Annotated in this window: 17 protein-coding genes; 4 read left to right on the top strand and 13 right to left on the bottom strand. The window is 67.7% G+C overall.

Annotated elements, in window-relative coordinates:
- Positions 1-80 precede the first annotated feature (80 nt).
- The 3 genes from GXK59_RS01280 to GXK59_RS01270 all read right to left on the bottom strand — a co-directional run bounded on the left by GXK59_RS01280 (position 81) and on the right by GXK59_RS01270 (position 1,434).
- Positions 81-470 (bottom strand): hypothetical protein, encoded by a 390-nt coding sequence (locus GXK59_RS01280; protein WP_160663730.1) that lies wholly within the window; start codon positions 468-470, stop codon positions 81-83.
- 64 nt (positions 471-534) lie between these two features.
- A complete protein-coding gene (locus GXK59_RS01275; RefSeq protein WP_160663728.1) occupies positions 535-903 on the bottom strand; it encodes a DnaJ domain-containing protein in 369 nt (122 codons plus the stop codon).
- Between the two features lie 105 nt (positions 904-1,008).
- Positions 1,009-1,434 carry an Hsp20/alpha crystallin family protein gene (locus tag GXK59_RS01270; protein ID WP_160668918.1) on the bottom strand — a complete coding sequence of 142 codons (426 nt, stop codon included), beginning with the start codon at positions 1,432-1,434 and terminating at the stop codon, positions 1,009-1,011.
- A 165-nt stretch (positions 1,435-1,599) separates the two neighbouring features.
- On the opposite strand from GXK59_RS01270, the gene GXK59_RS01265 reads away from it, so the two are divergent.
- Positions 1,600-1,893, top strand: a complete 294-nt coding sequence (locus tag GXK59_RS01265) for a MerR family transcriptional regulator (protein ID WP_160663726.1) — start codon at positions 1,600-1,602, stop codon at positions 1,891-1,893.
- Positions 1,894-1,958: 65 nt separating this feature from the next.
- Here the strand turns inward: GXK59_RS01265 and GXK59_RS01260 are convergent, their stop codons facing one another.
- The gene (locus GXK59_RS01260; RefSeq protein ID WP_160663724.1) at positions 1,959-2,741 is read right to left on the bottom strand and encodes a phosphatase PAP2 family protein; all 783 of its coding nucleotides are present in this window, start codon (positions 2,739-2,741) and stop codon (positions 1,959-1,961) included.
- A gap of 123 nt (positions 2,742-2,864) precedes the next feature.
- Between GXK59_RS01260 and GXK59_RS01255 the strand changes: the two genes are divergently transcribed.
- Together GXK59_RS01255 and GXK59_RS01250 are read left to right on the top strand one after the other, a co-directional pair.
- Complete coding sequence (locus GXK59_RS01255) at positions 2,865-3,965, top strand: DNA alkylation repair protein (RefSeq protein ID WP_160663722.1); 1,101 nt, start codon at positions 2,865-2,867, stop codon at positions 3,963-3,965.
- Between the two features lie 191 nt (positions 3,966-4,156).
- Positions 4,157-4,366: a hypothetical protein gene (locus tag GXK59_RS01250; protein WP_160663720.1), complete on the top strand. Its 210-nt coding sequence runs from the start codon at positions 4,157-4,159 to the stop codon at positions 4,364-4,366.
- Positions 4,367-4,540: 174 nt separating this feature from the next.
- Here GXK59_RS01250 and manD read toward each other — a convergent pair whose 3' ends face one another.
- The 7 genes from manD to GXK59_RS01215 all read right to left on the bottom strand — a co-directional run bounded on the left by manD (position 4,541) and on the right by GXK59_RS01215 (position 11,961).
- The gene (manD, locus tag GXK59_RS01245) at positions 4,541-5,770 is read right to left on the bottom strand and encodes a D-mannonate dehydratase ManD (RefSeq protein WP_160663718.1); all 1,230 of its coding nucleotides are present in this window, start codon (positions 5,768-5,770) and stop codon (positions 4,541-4,543) included.
- Between the two features lie 70 nt (positions 5,771-5,840).
- Complete coding sequence (locus tag GXK59_RS01240; RefSeq protein ID WP_237393736.1) at positions 5,841-6,839, bottom strand: sugar kinase; 999 nt, start codon at positions 6,837-6,839, stop codon at positions 5,841-5,843.
- A complete protein-coding gene (locus GXK59_RS01235) occupies positions 6,836-7,522 on the bottom strand; it encodes a bifunctional 4-hydroxy-2-oxoglutarate aldolase/2-dehydro-3-deoxy-phosphogluconate aldolase (RefSeq protein WP_237393735.1) in 687 nt (228 codons plus the stop codon). Before GXK59_RS01235 ends, GXK59_RS01240 begins: the two co-directional genes overlap by 4 nt.
- Positions 7,523-7,527: 5 nt before the next feature.
- Positions 7,528-8,676 carry a galactonate dehydratase gene (gene dgoD / locus GXK59_RS01230; protein ID WP_160663714.1) on the bottom strand — a complete coding sequence of 383 codons (1,149 nt, stop codon included), beginning with the start codon at positions 8,674-8,676 and terminating at the stop codon, positions 7,528-7,530.
- Positions 8,677-8,683: 7 nt separating this feature from the next.
- Positions 8,684-9,589 carry a carbohydrate ABC transporter permease gene (locus GXK59_RS01225; RefSeq protein WP_160663712.1) on the bottom strand — a complete coding sequence of 302 codons (906 nt, stop codon included), beginning with the start codon at positions 9,587-9,589 and terminating at the stop codon, positions 8,684-8,686.
- Entirely contained in the window at positions 9,586-10,554 is a 969-nt protein-coding gene (locus GXK59_RS01220) for a carbohydrate ABC transporter permease (protein WP_237393734.1), read from the bottom strand. Before GXK59_RS01220 ends, GXK59_RS01225 begins: the two co-directional genes overlap by 4 nt.
- Before the next feature lie 111 nt (positions 10,555-10,665).
- On the bottom strand, positions 10,666-11,961 hold the full coding sequence (locus tag GXK59_RS01215) for an ABC transporter substrate-binding protein (protein WP_160663710.1): 1,296 nt from the start codon (positions 11,959-11,961) through the stop codon (positions 10,666-10,668).
- Positions 11,962-12,101: 140 nt separating this feature from the next.
- Here GXK59_RS01215 and GXK59_RS01210 point away from each other — a divergent pair, with 140 nt between their 5' ends.
- Positions 12,102-12,896, top strand: coding sequence for a FadR/GntR family transcriptional regulator (locus GXK59_RS01210; RefSeq protein ID WP_237393733.1), 795 nt, complete (start codon positions 12,102-12,104; stop codon positions 12,894-12,896).
- Between the two features lie 29 nt (positions 12,897-12,925).
- Here GXK59_RS01210 and GXK59_RS01205 read toward each other — a convergent pair whose 3' ends face one another.
- Positions 12,926-13,957 (bottom strand): aldo/keto reductase, encoded by a 1,032-nt coding sequence (locus GXK59_RS01205; protein ID WP_160663708.1) that lies wholly within the window; start codon positions 13,955-13,957, stop codon positions 12,926-12,928.
- 10 nt (positions 13,958-13,967) lie between these two features.
- Positions 13,968-14,840: an NAD-dependent epimerase/dehydratase family protein gene (locus GXK59_RS01200; RefSeq protein ID WP_160663706.1), complete on the bottom strand. Its 873-nt coding sequence runs from the start codon at positions 14,838-14,840 to the stop codon at positions 13,968-13,970.
- Positions 14,841-14,934 lie beyond the last annotated feature (94 nt).

The raw sequence follows: 14,934 nt of genomic DNA, 5'->3' as shown, positions 1-14,934 counted from the left end.
GATTTTAGGCCGCGGCGCACCCGCGCGCCACGACCGGCGCCAGCGTGCCGGAGCTTCTGCGGAAAGGCTCCTGCGGAGACTCAATACACTGGGGCAACAGGCCCGAACAGGAACTCCTTGGCGTGCGCCACGGCCTTCTTGAACGCGTCGTTCCGCAGGGCCTGAAGTTTCTCAAGCTCATCCACCGTGGGCTCCAGGTAGCTCGTGTACCCCGGCCGAAGCACCCAGATGTCGCCGGCCGGCGGCAGGTAGAAGACGCCGAAAGACCGGTGCTGGCTGTCATCGGCGGTCCAGATGGGAACCACGGCAAGCGCGGCCCCGGTGTCGACGTTGATCCACTGGGCCCGCGGCAACGGTGCCTCGTGGGCCTCCGGGTCAAGAAACGGGGCGGTCCCCTCGCCCCACCGGGCCACGAACCGCTCGTGGAAGACCGGCAACAGCAGCGAATCGTAGCGTCGCCGTGCGCTCATGGCTGCCCTCCTTCTTTTGGTGTTTCGGGACCCGGTGTGTCGTGGCCGGGTGCCGGCACCGTCGTCACTGCGGGCCCCGTTCCCACCGCACCGGGGTGACCCGCAGCACGGGCTGCCTGTCCCGGTGGTGGCGCACCGGAATTTCCCGGCTTCCCGCGATGGTGCCACCGGGATGTGCGGGCTGGGAAGCGGGGTCGTACTCTGCCCGTGATTTCGGATTCCGCAGGACCGCGAATGACTCCAGGATGCGCCGCGCGTCCTCCCCGCCGTCGGGCAGGGCACCGGAGGACGCCTCGGGCAGAGCGCCGGAGGACGCTTCGACGTCGGGATGGCGGAGGCGCATCAGCGCCCGGAAAGCCCGCTGGATCTGGGCCGGCGTCGCATCCGGCGTTACGTGCAACGCGGCGTAGAAGCCGCTCGGGTCACGATTCATCGGTGCACTCCCCCTCGGATGGACCAGGCGGGGACCAGACGGCCCGGCGGGCACGGTCTGGTCCCCGGCATTCGTCGACGGCCGGACGCAATCCGCCCGCCCCAGCTACTTCCCGATCTCCTGCAAGTTGTCCTGCGTGTGAGTGATTTCAATCTTCCGCGGCTTGGCCTGTTCCTGCACCGGAATGCGGAGCGTCAGGACGCCGTCGGCGTAGTGCGCCTTGACCTTCTCGGTGTCCAAGGTGTCGCCGAGGATGAGCTGGCGGCTGAAAACGCCGCGTGGCCGCTCCGAGGCAATCAGCTCAACGTTGGGCTGGGTCGGGTCGCGCCGTTCGGCCCGGACGGTGAGCACGTTGCGCTCAATGTCGAGGTCCACCGAGTCAACGTTGACGCCGGGAAGATCGAACGCGACGACGAATTCGCCGTCTTCCTGCCATGCGTCCATCGGCATGGCAGCCGGCCGTGCCGCCGTCCCGAAGACCTGCTGGGTCAGCCGGTCCAGGTCACGGAACGGGTCCGTACGCATCAACATCATTTCCCACTCCTTCATGCGAGAGTTCTATCCTTTGGATGTATCCAACCAGAGAGATTATCTGTGGTGGTGGATATAGATTTTTTATAGCACCAGTGCCAAACTGATGCAAGAGGAAAGTGTTGGCACACCGGAACCAGTGCCTGGAGACTGCAAAGGAGAACCGTGACGGAACGGGGTCAGGAGCTCGGCGTCTACGCGATTTCCGTGGTGGCCCAATTGGTCGGGACCGGGCAGCAGAACATCAGGCTTTACGAGCGGAAGGGCCTGGTGACGCCGGACCGCACCGCCGGAGGAACGCGGCAGTACAGCAATGCGGATTTGGCGGTGCTGCGGCGGATCAGCGAACTGCTGGAGGAGGGGCTCAACCTGGCAGGGGTGGCCAAAGTGCTGGAGCTGGAGGCGGTCAATGCCCGGCTGCGGACCGAGGTGGACCGCCTCCGCTCAGGCCGGAGCTGAACACTGGGCCCCCATTGACGTGAAGGGCCCCGGCATCCCGGCGCCGCCCCGGGCGGGCGCGGGGGCTATGGCTGGGTGGTGTCGGCCTTCGAGAGCGTTCCGGTGATTTGTTCACCACGGATGCGGGCGGTGCGCCAGGTGTCCAGGGCGATCACCCCACCCAGGATCACAAACGAGATGGACAGCGAGGCCATGGCGTCGGTCAGCCAGTGATAGCCCAGGTACAGCCGGCTCACGGCGGCGAAGAAGATCCCGACGCCGGCCAGGACGAAGGCCACCACGGCGGCGACGCGGCTCTGCCGGCGCGAGGCGATCAGGAATGCGGTGACCAGCAGGAAGTCACAGGCACCCAGGACATGCCCCGACGGGAAGGAGAAGGTGAAGTCGGCGCCGAAGAGCATCAGGTCCACGGGCGGGCGCTGGCGCCCGATGGTGCGCCCGATGATCTGGGCAAGGATGACGCCGGTGAGCATGGCGCCGGCGAGGAGCATCGGCCGCCAGGCATGCTTGGCCAGCAGGCCCCAGGCCACGGTCACCACAAGGATGATGATCGGCAGGGCCACGGGGCCGAAGATGATCGCGAGGATGATCATGAACGTGGTGAGCGGTTCGGAGCGGAGGGTCAGGAGCCAGGTACGGACAGGTTCGTCGCCTGCAGTGAGCCCGCCGTGCTGCAGGACCCCGGCAAGGATCATAAAGAACAGCACGGCGCCAACGATCATGAGCCCGACGGCGATCCTGTACAGGTTCTTGCGGTCCTGCACGCTCATGTAGCGTTCCTCCACCACGAACTTGTCGTGGAAGACCCGCCACCGGCCGGGCGACTTCCCGGTTCTTCCTTCTGCCATTCCCGTATCCGCCTCTGCACCGTGTGTGGACATTTTCCTCGTGAAGAATATCGCGGTTCCGGCGCGCGGGCGCCTGGGGCTGCCCGGCAGGTCCCGCGGACCTTACGCCGGTAGCCTGAAGCGATGGGCGTCATGAATGAACTGATCAACCCGCGCGTGGTCGGCTCGCTGGAGCGGATCCTCGCCGAGGCTTCACCCGGCCTCCGCTTCCCCCACCTTGCCGAAAAGGCCGGACAGCTCGACCGACTGAGCCTGCGGGAACGCACCGACCTCCTGAGCAGTGCCATGCTCACTGACCTGTCCGGGGACTACGCCGGCGCGGCGGCCCTCTTCCGCCTGGCGCTGGAGGACCCGGGCTTCACCGGCTGGATGATCTGGCCCGTGAGCGAGACAGCGGCCACCCTGGCCTTGGCCGGGACGGGGCCCGGCGATTTCGAGGACTGCCTGTGGCTCCTCGCTGAGCTGACGCCGCGGCTCACCGGTGAATTCGCGATCCGGCGGATGCTCGCCGCCGATCTGAACCGGGCATTGGCCGTCATCCAGGGCTGGACCTCCCACCCGGACTGGCATGTCCGCCGGCTTGCCAGCGAGGGCACCCGGGCATACCTGCCATGGGCGATCCGCGTTCCGGAGATCACGGCCCGGCCCGCCGCTACCCTGCCGATCCTCGACGCCCTGTACCGTGACCCGGTCGAGGACGTCCGACGGTCGGTGGCCAACCATCTGAACGACCTGGCCCGCCACGCCCCCGACGAAGTGGTTGCTGCCGCCGCCAGATGGATGGCCGCGCCGGACGCGAACACGCCCAAGGTGGTCCGCCACGGCCTGCGGACCCTCATCAAGAAGGCCCACCCCGGCGCTCTGGAGCTGCTGGGGTTCCCGCCGGCGTCGCTCGCCGTGACGCCGCCCAGGCTGGACCGCGCCGTCGTCCAGCTGCCCGGGGTGCTCTCCTTCGATTTCGAGGTCTCCAATACCGGGCCGGCGGAGGCACGCCTTGCCGTGGACTATGTCGTGCACTATGCCAAGGCCAACGGTTCCCGGGCAGAGAAGGTGTTCAAGCTCGGAACGGCCGTCCTCGGGCCGGGCGAAGCCCGGACATTTTCGAAGCGTCATGCGTTCCGTCAGATGACCACCCGGGTCCACCACTCCGGCGACCACGCCCTGCAGCTCCAGGTCAACGGCGTCCGCTATCCGGAAACTGGATTCACGGTTGTGACCGGGTGACCACACTCACGGCAGCGACACCGGCGGCGAAGGAAGCGCAGGTCAGCGGCGCGCGGGACGCGCCCGCCGAACTACCGGTCCGGACCGGCCCGGTTGAACCCGGCGCAGAGATTTGACGGCCCCATAAATATGACGTTATTGTCGCTTCAATCATTGGGGCCGAGACGTGAAACCCAAGAAGGAACAGAACCATGACCGCAGTAGCTGAGTGCATTGAGATCCAGGTCGACAGCCGCCAGGTCCTCGACGAACGGCTCGACGACGCCGTACGCGGACTCCAGCGGATCGCTATGGCCACCGGGACGCACGGAATCCTGATCACGCGGCACAAGCCCGGCCACTACACGGCAGCGCTGTCCGAGCAGGTCCCCTTCGGCGTGACCCGGGAACTCATTCACTGATCCCGGCACAGCCTTGAGCGGCTGTCAGCAGCACTCGCCTGACGCGCAAAGAGCCAGGTCCCGGGCGGATGAGCATCGAATCCCGCCCGGGACCTTTTTTTGTCGCAGGTCTCGTGCCCGGACGTTCCGGCCCGGAACCGTCACCAGGCGTGGACGATCACCAGTCGTGGCCGATCACCAGTCGTGGACAGTTCCGTCGACGAGGCGGTTGTAGGGCAGGTAGGCCTGCTGGTAGGGGAAGGCCGCAGCGGCTTCCTCGTTGAATTCCACGCCGATGCCGGGCTTGTCCCCCGGGTGCAGGTACCCGTCCACGAACGTCATGGACTGCTCGAAGACCTCGTTGGTCTTATCCGAGTGCTGCATATATTCCTGGATGCCGTAGTTGTGGATCGCCAGGCCCACGTGCAGCTGCGCGGCGAACCCGACCGGGGAAATGTCCGTGGGCCCGTGGAACCCGGACTTGATCTGGTACTGCGCGGCGAAGTCCATGACCTTCTTCAGCGGCGAGATCCCGCCGAAGTGCGTGGAGGCGGCCCGGACATAGTCGATCAGCTGTTCCTTGATCAGCGTCTGGTAATCGAAAACGGTGTTGAAGATTTCCCCGATCGCCAGCGGCGTCGTGGTGTGCTGCCGGACCAGGCGCAGCGCCTCCTGGTTTTCCGCCGGGGTGCAGTCCTCCAGCCAGAACAGGTCATACGGCTCCAGCGCCTTGCCCAGCTTCGCGGCCTGGATCGGCGTCATCCGGTGGTGCCCGTCATGCAGGAGCGGCAGCTCCGGGCCGAACTCGTTCCGGACCGCCTCGAACACGGTCGGCAGGTGCCGCAGGTACGCCCGGGTATCCCAGTCCTCCTCCACCGGGAACGCCCCGCGCCCGGCGGGCTCGTAGTCGTACCGCTCCCCCGAGGCCTGCGCCTGCGCCGCGACCCCGTACACGGCTTTGATCCCCGGCACGGCCGTCTGGATCCGCACCGACTTGTAGCCCAGCTCCAGGTGCTCCCGGACCGAATCAAACAACGACTCCAGGTCCGCACCCGAGGCGTGCCCATAGGCGCGCAGCCCATTCCGGGACGCCCCGCCCAGCAGCTGGTAGACCGGCATCCCGGCCACCTTGCCCTTGATATCCCACAGGGCCATGTCCACCGCGGCGATCGCGGCCATCGTCACCGGGCCGCGGCGCCAATACGAGGACCGGTACAGGAACTGCCAGGTGTCCTCGATCCGGTGCGGGTCCTTGCCGATCAGCAGCTGCGCCACATGCTCCTTCAAGTACGCGGCCACCGCGAGCTCACGCCCGTTCAGGGTCGCATCGCCGATCCCGGTCACGCCGTCGTCCGTGGTAATCCGCAGGGTCACGAAGTTACGGGAGGGGCTGGTCACGAAGACTTCCGCGGCAATGATTTTCACAGTGGGTCCAGGCTTTCCGTGTCGGTGTGTTGTAGATGGTGCTGGAGGCGGCCGGCCAGCGGGCCGGGCCTTAGCGTTGGGTGGTTCCGCTGGGCGTGGCCCCCAGCAGCGCGAGCTCGCTCCGGCGGGGCAGGCCTTCCCAGTCACCGGCGGTGCTGACGGCAAAGGCTCCGGCGAGGGCGCCGCGCTGCAGGCGGCCGGCCACGTCCTCGCCGTCGAGCAGGGCTGAGAGGTAGCCGGCGGTGAAGGCGTCGCCGGCGCCCACGGTGTCGATGCTGGTGACCGGCACGGCGGGCGTTTCCCACCGGCCGGCGGCGGTGTGGACGCCGGCGCCGGCCGCGCCGCGCTTGACCACGACCTCCCGCACCCCGCGGTCCAGGAGTTCGGCCGCCATGGCCGTGTCGGCGTCGTCGGCCGTTGCGGCGCAGCCACCACCGGAGGCGACCAGGCCGAGTTCGTCGTCGGAGGCGATCAGGATGCTGGCGTACCGGGCCAGCGGGGTGAGGACGGCGCGTGCCTCGTCCCGGGACCAGAGCTTGCCGCGGTAGTTGACGTCGAGGGACACTTCCAGGCCTTCGCCGGCAGCACGGGCGGCCGCGTACTCGACGGCCCGCCGCGCCTCCTGGCTGAGGGCGGCGGTAATCCCGGTGAGGTGCAGGACCCGGGCGCCGTCCCGGAAGGCCGCGTCGACGTCGTCCCGGCTGAGCGTGGATCCGGCGGACCCGGCGCGGTAGTAGAAGGCCCGGGTGACGTCGGCGGTGCGCTGTTCGAGGAACATCACCCCGGTGCCGCGGCCGGCGTCCTCGCGGTGGTGCACCGCGATGCCCTCGCTGCGCAGCTGCCGCAGGATGAATTCACCGTGCGGGTCGGCGCCGAGGACTCCGGCCCAGCCCACCCGGTGGCCGAGGCGGGCGACGCCGACGGCCACGTTGGATTCCGCCCCGGCCACGTGCATGCCCAGGGAGCCGCCGGCGGAGAGCGGACCGGCGGAGCGCAGCGACACCATCGATTCCCCGAAGGTCAGCAGGTCAGGAATCCCCGGGACGGGAAGCACAGGTCCGGGAATCACGGCCGGCTCTCCGCGGCGGTCCGGCGGTCGAATTCGGCGGCGAGCGCCACGAAGCCGCGGGCGCGGTCCCGCACCGGGGCGAGGTCGCCGCCGGAGCCGGCATCCCCGAAGAGCGGTCCGCCCAGGCCGATGGCGACGGCGCCCGCCTGCCAGTAGCCCGACGCCTCCTCGAGTCCCACGCCGCCGACGGCGATGAAGGGGATCCCCGGGAAGGGGTCGCGCAGGGCCTTGAGGTAGCCCGGTCCGCCGATGGAGGCGGGGAAGAGCTTCACCGCGGTGGCACCCCGGGTCATGGCCTCGTAGGCCTCGGTGGGCGTCAGTGCCCCGGCCAGGACCGGGATCCCGAGGCGGGCGGATTCCTGGATGGAGGTTGCCAGCGCCGGGGTAACCATGAACTGGCCGCCCGCCGCGGCCACGCGTTCCACGTCCTGCTCGGTCAGCACGGTGCCGGCGCCGACGAAGCAGCCGTCCGGGGCGGCGGCGCGGACGGCGCGGATGGCCTCCAGCGCCCCCGGGGTGGTCAGGGCGATTTCGACGTAGCGGAAGCCCTCATCCATCACAGCGAGGGCCGCCTTCGCGGCGGCGCCGCCGTCGGTGCCGCGCACAATGGCGACCAGCCGGGTCTCCCGGATTCCGGCCAGCAGGGCCTCCGGCGTCAGGTCCATGCTCGGGTTGTCGGTCATGTGATTCACCATTCTGCGTAGGCTCCGTCGGGGTGCCGCCAGACGGGTCCGCGCCAGGCGTGGCCGCGCTTGTCCGCGGCGCGGACCACGGCCTCGTCGATTTCGATCCCGAGACCCGGGCCGGTCAGTCGTTCGATGTGCCCGTCCACGAACTTCAGCGGGGATTTGTCCACCACGTAGTCCAGGACTTCGGCGCCCTGGTTGTAGTGGATGCCGATGCTTTGTTCCTGGATCAGGAAGTTGGGCGTGGCGAAACCCACCTGCAGGCACGCTGCCAGGGCGAGCGGTCCGAGTGGGCAGTGCGGGGCCAGCTGGACCTCGTAGATTTCGGCGAGCGAGGCGATCTTGCGGACCTCGGTGATGCCGCCGGCGTGTGAGAGGTCCGGCTGGGCCACGGCGATGCCGGCCTGCAGCGCGGGCAGGAATTCCTGCCGGCTGTAGAGCCGCTCGCCGGTGGAGACCGGCGTCGTGGTCGAGGAGGTGAACTCCCGGAGCATGTGCGTGTTTTCCGGGACCACCGGCTCTTCGAGGAAGAAGGGCCGGTACGGTTCGAGCAGCGGCGCCACCCGGCGGGCATTGGCGAGGCTGAAGCGGCCGTGGAAGTCGACCGCGACGTCGCGGTGGTCCCCGAGGACCTCGCGGGCGGCGGCGACGCGGCGGACGACGCCGTCGAGCTCCGCCACCGAGGCGATGGGGCTCATGCGGCCGCTGGCGTTCATCTTCACCGCGGTGAGCCCGACTTCCAGCTGGGCGCTGATCTGGTCGGCCACCTCGTTGGGCTCGTCCCCGCCCACCCAGCCGTACATCCGGATCCGGTCGCGGACGTGGCCGCCCAGGAGCTGGTGCACGGGGGTGTTGAAGTGCTTGCCGGCGATGTCCCAGAGGGCCTGGTCCAGCCCGGACACGGCGCTGGCCAGGATGGGCCCGCCGCGGTAGAACGAGCCTTTGGTCATCACCTGCCAGTGGTCCTCGATCCGGAGCGCATCGTTGCCGATGAGCAGCTCGGAGAGCTGGTCGACGGCGGTGCGCACGGTTTCGCTGCGGCCTTCGCAGCTCGCCTCGCCCCAGCCGACGATCCCGCTGTCCGTCTCGATCCGGACGAAGAGCCAGCGCGGCGCGACGAGGAACGTCTCAATCCTGCTGATGAGTGTCATCTGTTGCCTAGCCCTTGGTCGCGCCGGCGGTCATGCCGGAGACGATGTACTTCTGCGTGAAGAGCGCAATGATCATGATCGGGATGGTGACCACGGTGGCGGCCGCCATGAGTCCGCCCCAGTCGATGCTGGCGTAGGAGACGAAGTCGAAGATCGCGACCGGCAGGGTCTTGGTCTTGGAGCCGGAGAGCACCAGGGCGAACATGAAGTTGTTCCACGAGAAGATGAAGGACAGGATGCCGGCGGTGGCCATGCCGGCGACGGAGAGCGGCAGGGTGATGCGGCGGAAGGCGCCGATCGGGGTGAGTCCGTCCACCTGGGCCGATTCCTCCAGCTCCAGCGGCAGGGAATCGAAGTAGCTCATCATGATGTACACGATCAGCGGCAGCGAGACGAACATGTGGCTGAGGATCAGTACCTCGAAGCCGCCCACCATCTTCAGGTTGGAGAAGACGTAGTACCAGGGCACCAGCAGGGAGACGCCGGGGATGACGCGGGCCATCAGGACCACGAGCGCCGAGCGGTGCATCGTGAAGCGGCTCATGGCGTAGGCGGCGGGCACGCCCAGGACCAGCGACAGGGCCGTGGAGACGAAAGCCACCCAGAAGCTGTTGAAGATGAAGACGAAGTAGTTGTTCCGCTGCAGCACATTGGCGTAGTTCTCGAACGTGGGGGTGAAGAGGAGCGACTTGCCCGTGTCGTAGATGTCCACGTTGGTCTTGAGGGAGGCCAGCAGCATCCAGAACAGCGGGGCGACCAGGAAGAGCACGACGGCCACAAGTGCGGCGACGCGGAACACCTTGTAGGCGCGGGTGCCCAGGGGCTTCCGGGGGCGCGGAGCCGGTGCAAGCCGGGCTGTGCTGGCGGTTTCTGTGTCTTCTGTGTTTTCTGTGTTTCCGGTCAGTACGGTCATTTGCTTACCGCTTTCTTGCGCATGGTCAGCAGCCACATGGAGCCGATGATGATCATGAAGAACAGGATCAGCACCGCGGAGGACAGCCCGTACTGGTTGTAGTCGAAGCTCAGGCCGTAGGCGTAGACGTTGAGCGTCTCCACCTCGTGGAAGGATCCGCCGCCCTTGCCCTTGGTGGCATAGAGGATGTCGAACGTTTTCAGGGCATCGATGCCCCGGAGCAGGATGGCGACAATGACTGTCGGCATCATGAGCGGCAGCGTGATGAAGAAGAAGCGCTGGAAGGCGTTGGCGCCGTCCATCCGGGCAGCCTCGTCGGGCTCCTCGGACAGCGAGGTCAGGCCGGCGAGCAGGATCAGCACGACCATGGGGGTCCACTGCCACACGTCCATGAAGATGGTGGTGCCCAGCGCCGTGTCCTGGCCGGAGAGCCATGGCTGCGGCGGGATGCCGACCATGCCGAGCAGTTGGTTGACGAAGCCGATGTTGGGGTCGAAGATCAGCCGCCACATCATGCCGACGGCCACCGGGGTGGCGACGAGCGGGAGGAGAATGGCCACGCGGACCCACTTTTCGCCGCGGAACGGGCGCCACAGCAACAGCGCGATGCACATGCCCAGCACCACTTCGCACACCAGGGCGACGCCGGTGAAGGACAGGGTGCGTCCGACCGCGGGCCAGAAGCGCTCGGCGTCGGAAAGGACCGTCAGGTAGTTCTGCAGACCGACGAACTCTGAGGCGGCCCGGACGGAGCCCTGCGAATCGGTCAGGCTCAGGTACAGGGTCCAGGCCAGCGGAAAGACGATGAGGACACCGACGAAGATCATCGCCGGGGCCGCGAACAGCCACTTGCGGTGCCGGTTGGCCCAGGCGGAGAAGTTCTCACGGGCGCCGGGGGCGCGGCGGGCGCCGCGGCCGGACGGCGGCCCGGACTGCGCACTGCGGGGAGGGGTCAATACAGACATGGTTCACCTAAGGAGTCGGGGGTGAAGTGAAGAGCTGGCCGCGGCGGGGCGGCGGCTGGGCCGCCGCCCCGCCGGGCGGTTTGGTAGGCGGCGCGTGGTGTGCCGGGTGCGCTACTTCTTTTCGCTGTCCAGGAACTTCTGGAAGGCCTCGTGGGCCGTGTCAGCGGCGGCGGAAGCGTCAGCGCCGGTGATGGTGGCTACGATCGGGCCGCCGACGATTTCGCGGGCCTTGCCGACCGTGACAACCTCGGGGCGGTCGTGGCCGACGCCGTTCTTGGCGCTGGCTGCGATGGCCTCGGCCAGGTCCTTCGGGTAGGTGGAGGTGCCGGCGGGATCGGACCAGACGGAGGCGCGGGGTCCGGGGACACCGGCCTTCTGGGCTGCGAGGGTGCGTTCCTTGCTGGTGGCCCACTGGATGAACTTCCAGGCGTTGTCCTGGTTGCCCGAGGCCTGGTTGACGGCGAGGCCCCACGACGGGATATTGTACGGCTTGGAACCGGCCGGGCCGGCGGGCAGGGCGGCGAAGCCGACCGTGTCGGCGACCTTGGACTTGGCCGGGTCGGTGGCGTTCTTGTAGAGCGAGTCGGCCTCGGTGTAGAAGGCGGCCTTGCCCTGGGTGAAGATTGCCATCGCCTCGGGCCAGCTCATGTCGGTGCTGACGTTGGCCGGGCCGTAGTTCTTGATCAGGCCGCCATAGTACGCGTAGGCCTTCTTGGCGGCGTCGGTATTGACGGCGGACTTGCCGGTGGCATCCGTGAAGTCTCCGCCGAAGCTGTACAGGAAGCTGGAGAACTGGGTGACGGCGGCCGACTTGCCGGTGCGGGCCACGAAGCCTGCAGTGTCCGGCGAGGAAGCCTTGATGGCCTTGGCGGCTGCTTCGAGCTCTTCCATGGTCTTCGGAACCTCAAGGCCGGCGGCCTTCAGCAGGTCCTTGCGGTAGTAGAGCACTTCGCGTTCGGTGATGATCGGGACGCCGACCACCTTGCCGTCGGCCGTAGTGGCCTTGACCGGGCCGTCCTGGTAGTCCTTCCAGTCCCAGCTGGAGTCCGAGGAGACCTTGGACGTCAGGTCGGCGAGGTAACCGTTCTTCGCGAACGCCTTGCCCTCCTGCAGGGGGCGGTACATCATGACGTCGATCTCGTCGCTGCCGGCGTTGAGCTTGACGTTGTACTGGTCCGAGAGCTGGTCCTCGCCGAGCTGGGTCAGTTCAACCTTGAGGCCGCTGGACTTCTCGAATTCCGGAATGGCTGCCTTGATGCCTTCGGTCCAGACGTGGTTCGCGAGGGTGACCCGGACCGTGCCGGCTGTCTTGGCATCGGAGCTGCCGCTGGCTCCGCCGCAGGCGGTGAGGCCCAGAGACAGGGCCGCGGCGACAGCCGCGTACTGCATGATCGAACGTCGCTTCATTACGACTCCTTGGTTTCTTATGGGCCGGGCGTCACTGTCCAGCCGGCCGCAGATGCATCGTTACATCTGCTCTGGAAGCGATCTTAGAGAAATAAAGCAGACTTAAACAACCCCTTGTGCCCGAGCCGTATGATTTATTTATGAAAACCCCAAAGGCGGAGTCCTCAGCTGACCTGCACTCCGTGCTGGTCCACAAGCTGGGACTTGCCATTGCCGAGGGGTCGCTGGCGCCGCATTCGATCCTGCGCCTGGACGAGCTCGAAACAGTGCACGGTGTGTCGCGTTCGGTGGTCCGGGAAGCCACCCGGGTGCTCTCCTCCAAGGGGATGCTGGAATCGCGGCGCCGGCTGGGCACGGTGGTACAGCCGGAAGACTCCTGGAATGCCTACGATCCCCAGGTCATCCGCTGGCGGCTCGCCTCCTCCAAACGCCTGGAGCAGCTGCAGGCGCTGAACGAACTCCGCGGCGCGATCGAACCACAGGCTGCCCGCCTCGCCGCCGAGCGCGCCTCCTGGGATGCCGGCAGCGACCTTGTCTCCCAGGCCGCCCGGCTCTGGGCTTCGGGCCAGCGCGGGGACCACGACGAATTCCTCCGGCTGGATATCGAATTTCACGCCGCGGTGCTCAGGGCCTCCGGAAATCCGATGTTTTCCCAGCTGCACAACCTGGTCACCGAGGTCCTGACCGGGCGCACCGAGCACGGCCTGATGCCGCACCTGCCGCAGCACGAGGCGCTGCAGCTGCACGTCGACGTCGCGAGCGCCATCCAGCGCGGCGAGGCGAACGCGGCACACGCCGCGATGAGCCGGATCGTGGAGCAGTCCTCGGAGGAGATGGGCGACATCTGGTCCAGGCACCAGCAGCCCGCCGCCCCGGACCCGCCCCCAAAACCACAACGCGGGGCCACTTCGCGCCCATCCGAGGCGGCGATCTGATAGGCGCGGGCTGACCCCGCGTTGCTTCCCTAGCGGCCGCCGGCGATCTTCCGGCTCCGCTGCTCCTGGGCCATCGGCCCGTACGGGTAGACCCCGACGCGCGGCCGGCTCACCTCGCTCAGCCGCATCAGCTCCCCCTCGGTCAGCAGCAGGTCCGCAGCTCCAAGGTTGTCGGCGAGCTGTTCCGTGCTGCGCGCGCCCAGGATCACCGAGGTCACGGCCGGCTGCTCCGCCAGCCAGGCCAGGGCCACCTGGGCGGCGCTGGCCTCGTGCCGTCCGGCGATCTCGTGCACCGCGTCCACGATCTGCCACGTGCGCGGGTCCGCGTTCCTGGCCTTCCAGGCCTCCATGCCGCGTTCCGGATTTTCGCCCAGCCGGGTGGCACCTGCCGGCGGCTGGTCCCGCTTGTATTTCCCGGAGAGCCAGCCCCCGCCCAGCGGCGACCAGGGCAGCAGGCCGATGCCGGCGTCGAGCGAGGCCGGAACGATCTCGGACTCGATGTCGCGGACCAGCAGGCTGTACTGCGGCTGCAGCGTCACGGGTCCGTTCCAGCCGTGGGCCCGGGCCACGTGGACGGCCTTCGTCAGCTGCCAGCCCAGGAAATTCGAGAAGCCGTAGTAGGCGATCTTCCCGCTGCAGACGGCGTCGTGCAGGAAGCGCAGGGATTCCTCCAGGGGTGTGATGGGATCCCAGGCATGCAGCTGGTACAGGTCGATCTGCTCCACACCGAGGCGGCGCAGCGACTCATCCAGCGCGCGGTTCAGGTGCCGGCGGGAGGTGCCGACGTCGTTCGGGGCCTTTCCCGTCGGGAAGCGGCCCTTGGTGGCGAGCACCACGCGGTCCCGGGCCTCCGGGCGCGCGGCGAGCCAGCGGCCGATGATCTCCTCGGAGGCCCCCGAGGCGTAGACATCGGCGGTGTCGATGAAGTTGCCGCCCGCCGCGAGGTAGTCATCCAGGATCGCGTGGGACTGTTCCTCGGTGGCTTCGGCGCCGAAGGTCATGGTGCCCATCGCGTACGTGGAGACGACGGCGCCGCTGGTGCCCAGGGTGCGGTATTTCATGGGACTCTTCTCAGTCTTCGGTGGGAGTGGTGCGCAGCGGGTGGTAGTTCCGCCAGCTGTGCTCCGGCGCGTAGCCCAGGAGGCGTATGGCCTTGTCAATCGAGAGCAGCGTTTCGTGCTCACCGAGCTCTTTGACGACGGGCACGTCCGGGAAAACTTCCGCAGCCAGGCTGGCGCTGGAACGGCTCATCACGGTGTCCGGGTTGGCGATGATGAACGCCTCGAACCCCGGCGTGCCGTGCTCAAGGGCGCGGGCCACAGCCTGTGCCCCGTCCCTGCCGTCGATGTAGCCCCAGAGATTCCACTTGCGCAGCTTTGCGTCGGCATCGAAACCGGGGAACTCCTCGTAGTCCTCCGGATCCATCACGTTGGAGAAGCGCAGCCCGGTGATGCTGAGCTCCGGGTCCCAGCGGGTGAGCTCGATCGCCATCTGCTCCTCGAGGTGCTTGACCAGAGAGTACGTGCTTTCCGGCCTGGCGGGGTATTTCTCGTCCACCGGGATATAGGGAGGGTCGACGTCGAACGGCAGTCCCAGCACCGTCTCGCTGGAGGCGTAGACAATCTTCTTGATCCCGGCCCGGCGGGCCGCCTGGAACACGTTGTACGTGGCCAGCATGTTGTTCTCGAAAGTCGCGGCGTCCGGGGCGTGGCCGGGGGCCGGGATCGCGGCCAGGTGCACCACCGCATCGAACCCTGCGTGCCGGTCCTCAAGCCCCAGGAGCACGTCCACCACCTGGCCGTAGTTGCGCAGGTCCACCTCGGTGAACCCGCGCCCCCGCGTGCCGGTGCGGTCGAGGTTGGTGACCTCGTGGCCGTCCTCGCCCAACCGCCGCACGACGCTACGGCCGAGCTTTCCGCTTCCTCCGGTAACAGCAACTCTCATCAGTACTCCTCGCATTGTGGGGCGATGTGGGATTTGTTCCACCCTAGAGGTGCCCGGGGACCGTGCACACCCCCGCGTGACTTTTGGCCCTAGG

This window comes from Pseudarthrobacter sp. ATCC 49987 (assembly GCF_009928425.1).
Classification (GTDB): Bacteria; Actinomycetota; Actinomycetes; order Actinomycetales; family Micrococcaceae; genus Arthrobacter.
Note: the sequence above shows the minus strand (reverse complement) of the source record. Positions and strands in the feature narration are given on the sequence as shown.